This window comes from Sphingobium terrigena (assembly GCF_003591655.1).
Lineage (GTDB): Bacteria > Pseudomonadota > Alphaproteobacteria > Sphingomonadales > Sphingomonadaceae > Sphingobium > Sphingobium terrigena.
This window is the reverse complement of the sequence record NZ_QVRA01000032.1, coordinates 1-12,143: the sequence shown is the minus strand read 5'-3', so window position 1 is coordinate 12,143 and position 12,143 is coordinate 1. Positions and strand designations below refer to the sequence as shown.

The following is a 12,143-nucleotide window of genomic DNA, read 5'->3' as shown; positions in this document are numbered from 1 at the left end:
TTGGAAACCCGGCAATGCCTCTATCCCCTGCACCAGCTTCAATTAGCGCGGAGCGATAGGTTGGCAATCTCGCACGAAAGCTTACGATACCCAGCATTCGATGACAGGCAAGCGTCTCATGACAGTGTCGTCAACCCTGTTCGAGCCTTGTTTACTCGACGCAAAAACCTAAAATGCCGAGATGTCGATGATCAGAAGCAGGCTGGGAAATATCGGATCGAATATGCGTAGAAGGGCGCGCATTTGACCTTTTATTTTAGCCAATTCGAGGATCGCCGTCCTCCCCCCCCGCTGCCCCACTCTCCTGTGCGAGAGAAGATCTGGCAGATGCTGGCAGTTACCAGCCTCGCACTGGGTGCTTGGTATATCTACTGGCGCTGGACGCAATCGCTCAACTGGGATGCGTTGTGGTTCGCCATCCCGCTGCTGCTGGCAGAGAGCTGCGCCTATTTCGGGCTGATCCTGTTCACGCTTAATCTATGGAAAATAAAAGATTATCCTATTCTGCCGCCGCCCGAATGGATCAGCCAATGCGTCACGGGTTCCGATGATCGGGAGCATGCCGTAGTCGTTGATGTCTTCATCGCGACCTATAATGAGGAAGAGGAACTCGTCCGCCTGAGCATCCGTGATGCCAAGGCTATGCGATATCCCCATCCGATCGACCTGCGCGTCCATGTGCTGGACGACGGCCGCCGTGCCACCATGCAGGCCGTCGCGCAGGAAGAAAGGGTGGGCTATATCACGCGCGACAATAATGTCGGCTTCAAGGCCGGCAACCTGCGCAACGCCATGGAACAGACGAGCGGCGACTTCATACTGATTTGCGACGCGGATACGCGGCCCTTCCCGACATTGTTGGAACGCACTCTGGGCTATTTCCGGGACCCTGATGTAGCGTTCGTCCAAACGCCGCAATGGTTTTACGACCTGCCCGAAGGTCAGACGTTGACCGACTGGATGGCTCGACGGATCGGGCGTGCGGGGCGATGGCTAGGTAGTGCGATCGAATGGACGTTCGGCGAAATCCGGGTGGGCGAAGACCCCTTTGCCAATGATCCCGCTTTATTTTATGATATTATCCAGCGGCGACGTAACGTCTTCAACGCTGCTTTTTGTTGTGGTGCCGCATCGCTCCATCGGCGCGAGGCGGTGATGTTCGTGGCGCTCAAAGCCTATGGCGATGCGATTGCCAAGACGAGCGGCGAGACACGATCGCGTCTGGCGCGCCTGACCCGGCGCAGCGACAGCGCCGAAGCCCAGGCGTTGGCGCGCTGGCAAGCGGCACAGGCGGAAGAACTCACACCTTATAAATTCCATGTGTCCGAAGACATCTATACTTCCATCATACTGCATCAGGACCGTCATCGCCGGTGGAAATCCGTACTTCACCCGCATGTCGAATCGAAAATGCTATCGCCGCAGGATTTGCTGACCTGGACCATCCAGCGTTTCAAATATGCCGGCGGTAGCCTCGACATCTTCTTCCATGACAACCCCGTCACCGCGCCAGGCATGTCGCTCGGGCAACGGCTGATGTACCTCACTACTTTCTGGTCCTATCTGGGCGCGGTGTGGAATTGCATTTTTTTGCTCGCGCCAATGATCTATCTGTTCCTGGGGATCGCACCCGTAAGCGCCTATACCGGTGATTTCTTCGGACATGCGCTGCCTTTCCTAATCGCGAACGAACTGGCGTTCCTGGCCGGAACATGGGGCATGTCGGGCTATAAGGGGAAGGTGAGCTATTTGGCGTCCTTTCCCATTTCCCTGCGCGCCTTATGGGCTGTTCTGCGCAACCAGCGAATCAAGTTTCCGGTCACGCCTAAGGAACGGCAGGACGGCAATTTTCTGCATCTGGTCTGGCCGCAGTTTGCGATCATGGTCTTGACGGTTATCAGCTTTGCCTGGGCAGCACTGGCCTTGTGGCTCAGCATAGGCGACTACACGTTGGGTGGCCTGATCGCCAATGGCCTGTGGGGGGTGAATAACATCCTCGCCATGTCAATTATGGTGCGCGCAGCGCTATGGAAACCGGAGCATGAGGCATGAGTTGGCGGGACGGCCTGCGTAAGGGGCGAAGCCATCTGCTCTTTGCGCTCGTGCTGGCGGCCGGTGGCCTGCTGGTCGTCAATATCGAAGATGAGACGCTGAAACAGGAGACAAACAGCAAGCTACATCCCGGCGCATCCTCCGCTGAATCAAGCGTTAGACCGAACGAAACGCCGCGTCCGGTGAGCAAGGCGGCAACGCATCCCATGCCGCTCGCTTCCGACGTGAGGCATATCTATGTTCAGATCGGGGCATATCAGAGCAAAGCCCGCGCGGCCCGCGAAGGACGCCAGGCCCTGCGTGAATTGGGTGACCCTGCGGGCCTAAGCGTGCGAATCGAGGCTTTCCGCAAATTCTATAGGCTGCAACTTGGACCGTTGACCAAGCACGACGCAATGCCGCTTTGCCAGCGACTGGTCAGCCAGCGGAGAGAATGTCAGTTGGTGCGGGGGGATCGAAAAACTTCGTCATCGCCAGACAGTTGACACCTGCGTCGCGACGATAGTCGATCAGGTCGATGCAGGACTGGATGATCTGGATACCGCGCCCACTTTCATCGTCCAGCGAGAAGGGGCGACACATCATGATCTGCCCGTCGTCCATCGGCAAACCAAAGTCCGTCAACTCAAGTTCCACGACCCCCTCCCCCTGCCGTACCAAAAGGCCGATAGTACCATCGCTCCGTCCGGCATAGCCATGCAGGATGATATTGTTCGCGGCTTCGACCAGCGCCAATTCCAGGTCAATCGCCGCCTGGGGTGCTACCGCGGCATCGGCACAACTAGCCCTCAGATAGTCTGCAAGCTGCGCCACCGCCTCCAGCCGCGCCGGAATTTTGAGGGGAGGATGGTCATTCACTGAGTGCCTCCCTGGCAGCGTCTACGCTGTCGGTTAGACGAAATACCGTATCCAGCCGGGTCAATTCGAACAGGCGGCGCACCGACGGCTGCGCACCCGCCACTGCGAGTGCGCCATCCTTCCCCAGCATCTTGAGCAGCGAGACCAGCACACCCAGTCCCGTGCTATCCATAAAGGTCACATCGTGCAGGTCCAGAAGGGCGCGGTTGGCCCGCCCGTTGAGATGCGACTGAAGATCCGCCTTGAAAGCCGGTCCCGCGGTGGCATCCAGGCGCCCGGCCTTTACCTTGATGACTGCCATGTTTCCGTCGAATGTAATAGTGGTCACGCCGTCTCCTTTGGTTGGCCTGTCGATATCTCCAGTGCAAGGAGCGAAATGTCGTCCTCCAGCCCCGCTGGACCATGTCTCGCCCGCAGCGCTGTGTCGATCTGCTGCACCATGCGCTCGATCGGATGCGATTTGGCGGCCTCCACCAAAGCTTGCAGGCCTGACTGTTCCAGCATCACCCCGTCCTTGTCGCTACATTCCGTCACACCGTCGGAATATAAAATGAGCCGGGCGCCGGGAAGAAGCTGGAATGGCAGGGGTTTGAAGTCGGCTTCGGGGAACCAACCGAGCGGAAATGCGCCCTCGACCGCGACTGATGCAACCTTTCCCATATGCATGATGAACGGGGGAGGATGGCCCGCGCAGATGACCCAGCCATCCCCACTATGCGGAAAGATCAGCCCGCATATCAACGTGGCGTAGCTTTCCGACTTCTGCCCCTCAATCTCCCGATTGAGGTCGCCAATCGCTTGCGAGAGGGCCGCAGGCGTGTCGGGCGCAAGTTGCGAAAGCCGGTGATGGATGTGAAACGACGCCAGCGCTGCAGGGACGCCATGGCCCTGCACATCGGCCAGGAAGAAAAGATGCGCTCCGTTGCGTAAGGGGATCAGGCCGATCGTGTCCCCGCTGATATGCTGCGCCGGGCGATATGCCCAGGCGACCTGCAAAGGGCCACGGCCGTCCCGGTCGGGCAGAAGCCGCCGGTGCAGATCAGCCGCAGCGTCAAGATCCGCCTGGACCCGGCGATAGGCTTCGCGCGTACGGGCATGGGCAGCCGCCAGATGGTGATTGCGTCGTTGCAGGCGGTAATGCAGCGCGACGTTACGCCGGGCAGACGCCATGGCCAGTTCCAGTTGAAGCCCGTCCAGCGGTTTGAAAAGAAAGTCGTCCACCCCCGCATCGAGCGCGTGACGGATCGTATGGCCGTCACCCCTGGCTGTGGTCATCACCACATGAAGAAAGCGGTCCCGGCTATGTAGCGCGCGGATACGCTCGACCAGCGCCACGCCATCCATCCCCGGCATCTGCCAATCTGTCACGACCACATCAAATGCGCGGTCCTGCAACAGGGCCAGCGCCTTTTCGGCATCCAGTGCGCATTGCACGGTGCAGTTGAGTGTCTCCAGTTCCCACGTCAGATAGTCCAGAAACAGATCGTCATCGTCGACCAGCAGCACGTCGAGCGGCCGTTCGGTATGCCGGGAACCGGAGGATGTCATCATTGCCGCCTCCCTGTCTGCAACGGTGGACCTACCTTACCTTAGCTGCCAAACTGTTTGGAAAAAGCCTTGAATCGCTTGATCTTGCGAGAAACACGCCTAATCGACTCTTAAGTAAAAATAATCTGTCGCGCGGCTGCGCCTTGCCGTTATGTTCAACGAGAAGAGTAAATGTCCTGCGCGCATGTGGAGCCCTGATCTAATGACGCGATCCTTTGTATGCGGCCTGGCGCTATCATTATCCTGCCTCGCCCCCGTCCACGCGCAAGACCGTGGTGTGATCTACGCTGGCGGCGGCGCGGGCGACGGCGCGGGCGGTTATGCCGGAGGATTGTTGGCCCTGCCAGGCAACTCTCTGGGCAACGGATTGGCAATCCGGGCCGGGATCAACGGCGGCACCTATCGCTATCGTTCCAGCGAGCGCATCGAGGCCACCTACGTCGGCGCAGAGATCGCGCTAGTCTATCAGATGTCAGGTGATTGGGGATGGGCCAATATATCGGCCGGACCGCGCATTACAGATACCGACCTGGACCCCAACGATTTGGGTAACAAGTTGCGAGGCACCCGGTTCGATGCCGGATTGCAGACGGACGGCGCGCTGGGCAATCAATGGCGACTGGGCTGGTTTGGATCGTGGGGCGTCCGCAACGAATCCTATATCGGGCAGCTAAGACTGACCCGGCTGGTCAGCGCCAGCAGCGGAACGCGTATCGGCTTGGAGGGCATCCTGCAGGGCGATCCCACCTACACACGCGCCAGTCTGGGTGGCCATGCCGCCACGCCGCTGGGTAAAGGATGGGAGGGGCAGATTTCCGCTGGCGCGAGCGAGCAGGCCGGACGAAAGGCCAGACCCTATGTGTCGCTGGGCGTCAGCCGCATCTTTTAGGCCGCTGGCCGCGTGGCGCTGCACGGACATGGGAGCGCCTTGCGCTGGATCGGACTATTCCTCCTGACTGGTTGCCTGCCCGAGCTACCCCGGTCCACCGGTGAGCGGCTATCGGTTCCGTTATCGGTACCTTTGACCGCGCCATCCCACTATCGGCTGACATGGGCCGATGAGTTCGATAGCGGTATCGAACCGGATACGCGCCGCTGGGCCTATGATACGCACCGCAATCGTAAGGGCTGGTACAATGGGGAAGCGCAATATTATGCCCGCCGACGGCCTCGCAACGTTCGGATAATGAACGGCATGTTGGTCATCGAAGCCCATGCCGAGACGCTGGATCGTGCCGCCTTTCCCGACTGGGGTGGCCAATCCTATAGTTCCGGCCGCCTTATCACGCGCGGAAAGCAAAGCTGGACGTACGGCTTTTTCGAGATTCGGGCACGGATGCCGTGCGGACGGGGAACATGGCCAGCCATTTGGCTGTTGCCCATACTGGAAAATGGCCGCTGGCATGGCGGCGAAATCGACATCGCCGAGCATGTCGGTACCGATGCTGGAGTGGTGCATCATTCCATCCAGACCGCGAACCGCAATTTCCAGCGTGGCGATCACCCCACCGCCACCACGGCGATGGCGGACGCCTGTACGCAATTCCACCGCTACCAACTGCACTGGACCCCTGACCTCATTCGGATCGGAGTGGATGATCGATCGGCACTCATCGTTCGTCCGGCCGAACTGGGGACGCGATTTGATCGACCGATGTTCCTGATCCTAAATCTGGCGATCGGCGGACTATGGGGCGGCGCGCAGGGCATTGACGATATGGCTCTGCCCGCCCGGATGGAAATCGACTATGTCCGTATCTATCAAGGGACGAGATAATGATACATGCCCTGCCATGGCGACGCCTGAGCGCGATTGTCGCAGCGATCAGCGTGCCAATCATCATTGTAGCTGTCGCTGTGATGTTGATCGTGCAGGCAAACGAAGCCAAGGAATTGCGGCGCATTGTGGACCTGTCCCATCAGCGCCGTGCCATGTTGCAGACCATTTTATCGGAACATCAGGATGTCGAAACCGGTCAAAGGGGCTATCTTTTGTCTGGCGACCCCAGCTTCCTTGACCCCTATCTGAATGCGCGTCGCCAGATGAGCGCGACGTTGTCGAAGGTCGAGCAATTGCCGATGCCGGCCATCGCCGGAAGCGACATGAGGCGGCTGCGCGAACTGTCCAGGCAAAAACTGGCCTTTGCTGCCCGGACCATCATGGTGCGACAGCGCGGTGATGCCGCTGGGGCGCAAGCGATGGTGGTTGGCGGCGAAGGCAAGCGCCTGATGGACAGCATCCGTGCAGAGATAGGACACCAGCGCCAGGCTGAGGAACAACGCCTGGTCATGCTCTCTCAAAAATCGGAGCAGGCGCAGGCGACATTACGGCTGCGCAGTTTCCTGCTCCTGGGTCTGTTGGCCGCGCTGCTGTGCATCAGCGGGCTGATCATCTTTCGGGCTTTTCGCGCCCGCGCCGTGGCGTTGGGGCGGCTGGACGATATTTCACGGCGGCGTCAGGCCATTCTCGACAGCGCCATGGATGCTATCCTGATTCTCAACCCCAGTGGCAGTATCGAAGCGGCCAACAAGGCAGCGACCCGCATATATGGCTACACATCCGAAGAACTACTGCGGCGTGACGTGGGTATGTTGTTCGCGGATCCCCCACCGCGAGGCCAGGTCGCTGCCTATTTGCGCAGTATGCGGCTGGTGGAAGGTGAACCGGGCCATATTCAAGAAATACCAGGCCGTCGCACCGACAACACAGTGTTTCCTTGCGACGTCGCGGTCACGGCGGTCTGGTTGGCCGATGGCATCCATTATGTCGTGGTCGCGCGCGATATCAGCGAGCGTAAGCGGGTGGAACGGCTCAAGTCGGAATTTGTCGCCAGCGTTAGCCATGAATTGCGCACACCACTGACATCGATCGCCGGATCACTCGGATTACTGATTGGCGGCGTGGGTGGCGTGCTGCCTGATCGCGCACAGCGGCTGATCACTATTGCCCATGACAACGCCGAACGGCTCGTGCGCCTCATTAACGACATTTTGGATATCGAGAAAATTGATGCGGGGCGAATGACCTTCAACAATCACTATGTCGAACTGGGCGCGATTCTGCGGCAGGCCGTCGATCAGAATCAGAGTTATGCCGACCGATTCCAGGTTTCGCTCAACCTCGAACCAGTGCAGCCGAACGTCTATGTATGGGCCGATTCCGACAGGCTGATGCAGGTGCTCGCCAATCTCATTTCCAATGCCGCGAAATTTTCGCCACCGGGCGAGACGGTCGATATCGTAACACGGTCGGACGCAAACCGACACCGGATCAGCATCTGTGATCGGGGACCGGGCATCGACGAGGCCTTTCGCTCGCGCATTTTCAATCGGTTCGCACAAGCCGATTCTTCCGACTCCCGGCAAAAGGGCGGTACCGGACTGGGACTTAGTATCGTGCGCGAAATCGTCACCAAATTGGGCGGCGAAATCAGTTTCGATTCCGAGCGGGGCAAAGGGTCGCAATTTCACGTCGACCTGCCCGCAGCACGACCGGACGAAGCCGAAGGGCCCGTAGATCGATTGCTCATCTGCGAACGTGACCAGACACTGGCCGCACAAATGGCACAAGCGTTGGAGGCTGTCGGACTGGCCTGTGAAATCGTTCATACGACGACCGCGGCCATGGAACGGGCACAGGCCCGGCGCTACCGGATGGTCCTGGTAGATTCCAACCTGCCGAGCGGCGGCGGCATCGGGCTGGTTCGCGACCTGCGCCGACAACCCGGCATGGCAACGATACCCATACTGATGATTTCGGCGGATAGCCGCCACGGCGGGATCGAAGCGGAAGCGTTGCGGATCGTCGATTGGCTGCAAAAGCCCTTACCGCTCGATCTGCTCGTCACTGCGGTCCGTCAGGTGATGGTCCACCGGCCCCAACGTGACGGCCAGCCTCACGTTCTGCATGTCGATGATGATCCCGATGTGCTGCGGCTGGTCGCTGCAGCGCTGGAAGGACAGGTCCACCTGACATCGGTCAGCAGCGTGCAGACGGCGCGGACCGCCTTGTCAGATCGTGCATTCGATATGGCCATATTGGACCTTGGTCTGGCAGACGGGTGCGGCCTGGACCTCCTGCCTGACCTGAGGGTATCGGGCAATATCCCGATCCCGGTCATCATCTTTTCCGCCCAAGATGCCGATCCGGATGTCGCGGCATCAGTAGAAGCGTATTTGACCAAATCGCGCACCCCTATTGAACGACTGGTGAAGACGGTCCATCATCTGTGGCAGCAAGGCGATGAAGAATCCGAACGATGATATCCATTCTCTATGTCGATGATGACGCCGACATTCGCGAAATTGCCGACATCGCGTTGAGCCTGGACCCCGACCTTGACGTGCGGCTCTGTGCATCGGGAGAAGATGCCGTAGCGCTGGCGGCAACCTGGCGGCCAGCGCTCATCATGCTCGACTTCATGATGCCCGGCATGGATGGTCCGGCAACGCTGCATGCATTACGGGCGCAAGCTGAAACGCGTAACATTCCAATCGTCTTCATTACCGCGCGCAGTTCCGATCGTGACATTGCCACTTTGCTGGCGCTGGGTGCCGAGGGCGTACTGGCAAAGCCATTCGATCCAATGACGCTGGCAGCCGAAGCACGGCAATTTCTATGACGGATATGGATCATCGCCTGGCGCAATTGCGGCAACGATTCATTACGCGATGCCGAGCCGATTTGGCCATGGTCGAGGCAGACGATACCACAGCGCAGGATCTTCAGCACATAGCCCATCGCATTGTAGGGATGGCAGGGACGGTAGGCCTGAATGAATTGGGCATGGCTGCTGCTCAGTTGGAGGACGTCCTGCGACGTGGCGATCAGATTACCAACGCGCGCCAAGCCTTACTAAGTGAACTCAGGACGATCACTGAGACCAATTCATGATGCATGATCAGTCAGTTACGGATTATCGCCACCATTTGGGCTGCGACTTTCCGCGCGGCGGGCCATGGCCGGAATGCTTGCACTATGCCTTGCCGCTCTCGCCATTATATGTCGTGACAAGCATATCGCCCTGACACCGGGCGCGAGCCTCACCGGTTTCGCGGTAACGTTGGCTCGTGCCGATACGCTGTCGGCAGTACCTTATATCCACCAAATCCTCAACTTGCCCTTCGACGTTGACGTGGTGTAGGTCTGGCGGTGTTGGAGGGGGCGTGGCGTTGCTCCTAGTCCAGCTATCTTCGGTTGGAGCTGTGATGCCGACAACCGCGCCACCTGCGCCGCTTCGGGCGCGGCCTCGTTCGCCATCATCATGACGGCTACCATAGCCAAGCCAACTATCCAACGCCGATCTTGGGTTATGGCGGCAGCGCCATAATCGGCTATGCGTTGAGCCTCCTGGCGCTGCCGAAACTGTTCGGTTTCCATGCTGTGCCTGCTGAGCTTACGTGCGGTATAACGGAAGGATCGCCGTCAAACAGGAACTTGTTCTTCGCCGCGGCCTGATCGCCTAATGCGGCCGCTGCTGGTCAACACCTGTTGCTGCAGTGGACCTTCTGCACCTGAGAATTGAAGTTCAGTGGCTGCACGGCGAAAAGTGACGCAAATTGGAATTGCATAACCTCGATAAATGGCCGCGCGGAAAGATCCTGCCGTGCAATTAACCATAACGATGCACCATAAGTTTAGCAGCCTTAGCGCTTTGTGGTAGCTTATCCAGCGGAGGCGAATGTGGACGCGGCGTCCATCCTATCTGAGTTTCAAACCAACCCCCATACGCTGAACGCTGAGGTCCAATATGGCCCTGTCGTCAGCCCGATCACGGTTCACAGGGTCACTGAACACGGCGTGGTGTTCTCAGGGAAAGGCGTCCCGGCATTGCATGAGCCGGTGACGATGATTGCCGGGCGATTGACGGCCCGCGCTGTAATTAGCGTTCGCACCGACCGTAGATGTGCGCTGTTATTCGTCAATCCGGTGACGGCGTACTAAGGCAAGGCGCCATCTGCTGGCCACTTAACTCTTTCATATTGGCGATCCCAACTTTTCCGAAATGGAAACCGTTGCCTGATTTAAATCGCCTTTGGTTATAACCAGGATGGCTGGACGGCCGATCGTCCGCTTCTTCATTGTCGGATTGGCCGCTCGAACATGGTCAAATGACCGCTTCTGGGAGATAGAATTCAGCTTTGGAACGGCGACAAATGGCGCGTAGCCGATCGGCAGCCGTCAAACTTGCGAGTGACCGGTTTTGACGTAAGCCGATGTACGCTCGGCCGTGCCGGAATGTCGGCAGGTGGTCGCGACCTTCCGGTTAGCGGACAGTCCGGACCTAGGGATGCAAAATTGGTGTCTGAATGGCGACAAAGGGTCGGAATACCGGCATCTGGCGTCAGCGCGCAAGTTAGGCGCGCTGACGCCCTCATTTTATCAAGCGGCGTCGACGAGTACAATTTCGCTGTCTTCGATCGCTGTCACGCGGATCACGTCGAGGTCGCTGATCGCAGCGCCATCGCGCGCATTGACACGAACGTCGTCGATGGTGATCGCGCCGGTGGCGGGCACTAGGTATGCCTTGCGGTCCCGGCCCAGCGGATATTCGGCGCTTTCACCGGCCTTCAATGTCGCCGCGACGATGCGGGCATCGGTGCGGATCGGCAGGGCGTCGTTATCATTCTCATAGCCTGACGCCAGCGTCACGAACTGGCCCGACCGCTCGCCCCTGGGGAAGGGCTTGGCACCCCAGCTGGGCGCTTCGCCGTCACGGGTAGGGACAATCCAGATCTGGAAGATTTTCGTGGTCACGTCCTCCAGATTATATTCGCTGTGGCGCACGCCGGTGCCCGCGCTCATGACCTGTACGTCTCCGGCTTCGGTCCGGCCCTTATTGCCCAAGCTATCCTCATGGGTGATCGCGCCTTCGCGGACATAGGTGATGATTTCCATGTCACGATGGGGGTGCGGCGGGAAGCCGGTCTGGGGCGCAATCGTGTCGTCGTTCCACACGCGCAGATTGCCCCAGTGCATCCGGGCAGGGTCGTGATACCCCGCGAACGAGAAATGATGCTTGGCGTCGAGCCAGCCATGATTGGCACCGCCAAGGCTGTCAAAGGGGCGAAGTTCGATCATATCGGTATCTCCAATGTGGGTGGCGATGGCCGCCCTGTTGGGGAGGTTTTTACCGCTTGCGAACATCTATGCTCAGAGGGATAAAAGCGGACGAAACGTTCGAGGAAATCGAAAAGTGAACAGGCCAGGCACGCCAACCTTCGACCAACTGCGCATATTTCTGACGATCGTGGATACGGGTAGTTTTGCCGCTGCCGGGCGGCGGCTTAACCGCGCCGTGTCGGTCATCAGCTATGGCATCGCCAATCTGGAGGCGCAGCTTGGCCTGATGCTGTTCGAGCGGGAGGGCACGCGCAAGCCGGTGTTGACGGTCGCTGGCCGGGCGTTGCTGGCGGAAGCACGCAGCATATCGCACGGCATGGACGGGCTGCGGGCGAAGGTGAAAGGCTTGCTCGATGGGCTGGAGGCGGAGGTCGATCTTGCCGTCGATGTGATGCTGCCGTCCGAGCGGCTTGGCAAGGTGCTACGCGCTTTCGCCGCCGAATTCCCGACGGTGCAGTTGCGCCTGCATGTCGAGGCACTCGGCGCGATCACGGCGATGGTGCTGGACCGGCAGGCGGTCGTCGGCATTTCGGGGCCTTTGGCGGCCGGTGTCGAAGGTGTG

The 12,143-nt window shown here is 59.2% G+C and carries 13 protein-coding genes; 9 read left to right on the top strand and 4 right to left on the bottom strand.

All coding sequences use genetic code 11. From position 1 onward, the window contains the following. The first annotated feature begins 327 nt into the window (after window positions 1–327). Both D0Z70_RS21405 and D0Z70_RS21400 read left to right on the top strand, forming a co-directional pair. Window positions 328–2,052, top strand: coding sequence for a glycosyltransferase family 2 protein (locus D0Z70_RS21405; protein WP_239019069.1), 1,725 nt, complete (start codon window positions 328–330; stop codon window positions 2,050–2,052). Beyond that, complete coding sequence (locus tag D0Z70_RS21400) at window positions 2,049–2,537, top strand: SPOR domain-containing protein (protein ID WP_119749945.1); 489 nt, start codon at window positions 2,049–2,051, stop codon at window positions 2,535–2,537. Before D0Z70_RS21405 ends, D0Z70_RS21400 begins: the two co-directional genes overlap by 4 nt. Here D0Z70_RS21400 and D0Z70_RS21395 read toward each other — a convergent pair. From D0Z70_RS21395 to D0Z70_RS21385, 3 genes are read right to left on the bottom strand one after another with little or no spacing between them, the layout of a single operon-like run. Further along, complete coding sequence (locus D0Z70_RS21395; RefSeq protein WP_182914066.1) at window positions 2,470–2,910, bottom strand: ATP-binding protein; 441 nt, start codon at window positions 2,908–2,910, stop codon at window positions 2,470–2,472. The two genes, D0Z70_RS21400 and D0Z70_RS21395, sit on opposite strands and share 68 nt — an antisense overlap. Continuing rightward, on the bottom strand, window positions 2,903–3,238 hold the full coding sequence (locus D0Z70_RS21390) for an STAS domain-containing protein (RefSeq protein WP_147418813.1): 336 nt from the start codon (window positions 3,236–3,238) through the stop codon (window positions 2,903–2,905). The genes D0Z70_RS21395 and D0Z70_RS21390 overlap by 8 nt, the downstream gene beginning before the upstream one ends. After that, a complete protein-coding gene (locus D0Z70_RS21385) occupies window positions 3,235–4,461 on the bottom strand; it encodes a PP2C family protein-serine/threonine phosphatase (protein ID WP_239019068.1) in 1,227 nt (408 codons plus the stop codon). The genes D0Z70_RS21390 and D0Z70_RS21385 overlap by 4 nt, the downstream gene beginning before the upstream one ends. Window positions 4,462–4,660: 199 nt before the next feature. Here D0Z70_RS21385 and bcsS point away from each other — a divergent pair, with 199 nt between their 5' ends. The 6 genes from bcsS (at window position 4,661) to D0Z70_RS21350 (ending at window position 10,402) form a co-directional block, all read left to right on the top strand. Beyond that, complete coding sequence (bcsS, locus tag D0Z70_RS21380; protein ID WP_182914065.1) at window positions 4,661–5,347, top strand: cellulose biosynthesis protein BcsS; 687 nt, start codon at window positions 4,661–4,663, stop codon at window positions 5,345–5,347. 132 nt (window positions 5,348–5,479) lie between these two features. Continuing rightward, complete coding sequence (locus D0Z70_RS21375) at window positions 5,480–6,235, top strand: glycoside hydrolase family 16 protein (RefSeq protein WP_119749937.1); 756 nt, start codon at window positions 5,480–5,482, stop codon at window positions 6,233–6,235. Next, window positions 6,235–8,721, top strand: coding sequence for an ATP-binding protein (locus D0Z70_RS21370; protein ID WP_119749935.1), 2,487 nt, complete (start codon window positions 6,235–6,237; stop codon window positions 8,719–8,721). The genes D0Z70_RS21375 and D0Z70_RS21370 overlap by 1 nt, the downstream gene beginning before the upstream one ends. Continuing rightward, the gene (locus D0Z70_RS21365; protein WP_119749933.1) at window positions 8,718–9,080 is read left to right on the top strand and encodes a response regulator; all 363 of its coding nucleotides are present in this window, start codon (window positions 8,718–8,720) and stop codon (window positions 9,078–9,080) included. The genes D0Z70_RS21370 and D0Z70_RS21365 overlap by 4 nt, the downstream gene beginning before the upstream one ends. After that, complete coding sequence (locus D0Z70_RS21360) at window positions 9,077–9,352, top strand: Hpt domain-containing protein (protein ID WP_119749931.1); 276 nt, start codon at window positions 9,077–9,079, stop codon at window positions 9,350–9,352. The genes D0Z70_RS21365 and D0Z70_RS21360 overlap by 4 nt, the downstream gene beginning before the upstream one ends. Before the next feature lie 789 nt (window positions 9,353–10,141). Next, on the top strand, window positions 10,142–10,402 hold the full coding sequence (locus D0Z70_RS21350; RefSeq protein ID WP_119749925.1) for a hypothetical protein: 261 nt from the start codon (window positions 10,142–10,144) through the stop codon (window positions 10,400–10,402). 438 nt (window positions 10,403–10,840) lie between these two features. On the opposite strand, the gene D0Z70_RS21345 is transcribed toward D0Z70_RS21350, so the two are convergent. After that, window positions 10,841–11,539 (bottom strand): pirin family protein, encoded by a 699-nt coding sequence (locus D0Z70_RS21345; protein ID WP_119749986.1) that lies wholly within the window; start codon window positions 11,537–11,539, stop codon window positions 10,841–10,843. Between the two features lie 115 nt (window positions 11,540–11,654). Between D0Z70_RS21345 and D0Z70_RS21340 the strand changes: the two genes are divergently transcribed. Continuing rightward, window positions 11,655–12,143: LysR family transcriptional regulator (locus D0Z70_RS21340; protein ID WP_147418812.1), on the top strand; the 489-nt coding region annotated here is incomplete at its 3' end.

Bases quoted from the DNA above. Each gene is read 5' to 3' on its own strand.
- D0Z70_RS21405 (WP_239019069.1), top strand. From the start codon at position 328: ATGCTGGCAGTTACCAGCCTCGCACTGGGTGCTTGGTATATCTACTGG.
- D0Z70_RS21400 (WP_119749945.1), top strand. From the start codon at position 2,049: ATGAGTTGGCGGGACGGCCTGCGTAAGGGGCGAAGCCATCTGCTCTTT.
- D0Z70_RS21385 (WP_239019068.1), bottom strand. From the start codon at position 4,461: ATGATGACATCCTCCGGTTCCCGGCATACCGAACGGCCGCTCGACGTG.
- bcsS (WP_182914065.1), top strand. From the start codon at position 4,661: ATGACGCGATCCTTTGTATGCGGCCTGGCGCTATCATTATCCTGCCTC.
- D0Z70_RS21370 (WP_119749935.1), top strand. From the start codon at position 6,235: ATGATACATGCCCTGCCATGGCGACGCCTGAGCGCGATTGTCGCAGCG.
- D0Z70_RS21365 (WP_119749933.1), top strand. From the start codon at position 8,718: ATGATATCCATTCTCTATGTCGATGATGACGCCGACATTCGCGAAATT.
- D0Z70_RS21360 (WP_119749931.1), top strand. From the start codon at position 9,077: ATGACGGATATGGATCATCGCCTGGCGCAATTGCGGCAACGATTCATT.
- D0Z70_RS21345 (WP_119749986.1), bottom strand. From the start codon at position 11,539: ATGATCGAACTTCGCCCCTTTGACAGCCTTGGCGGTGCCAATCATGGC.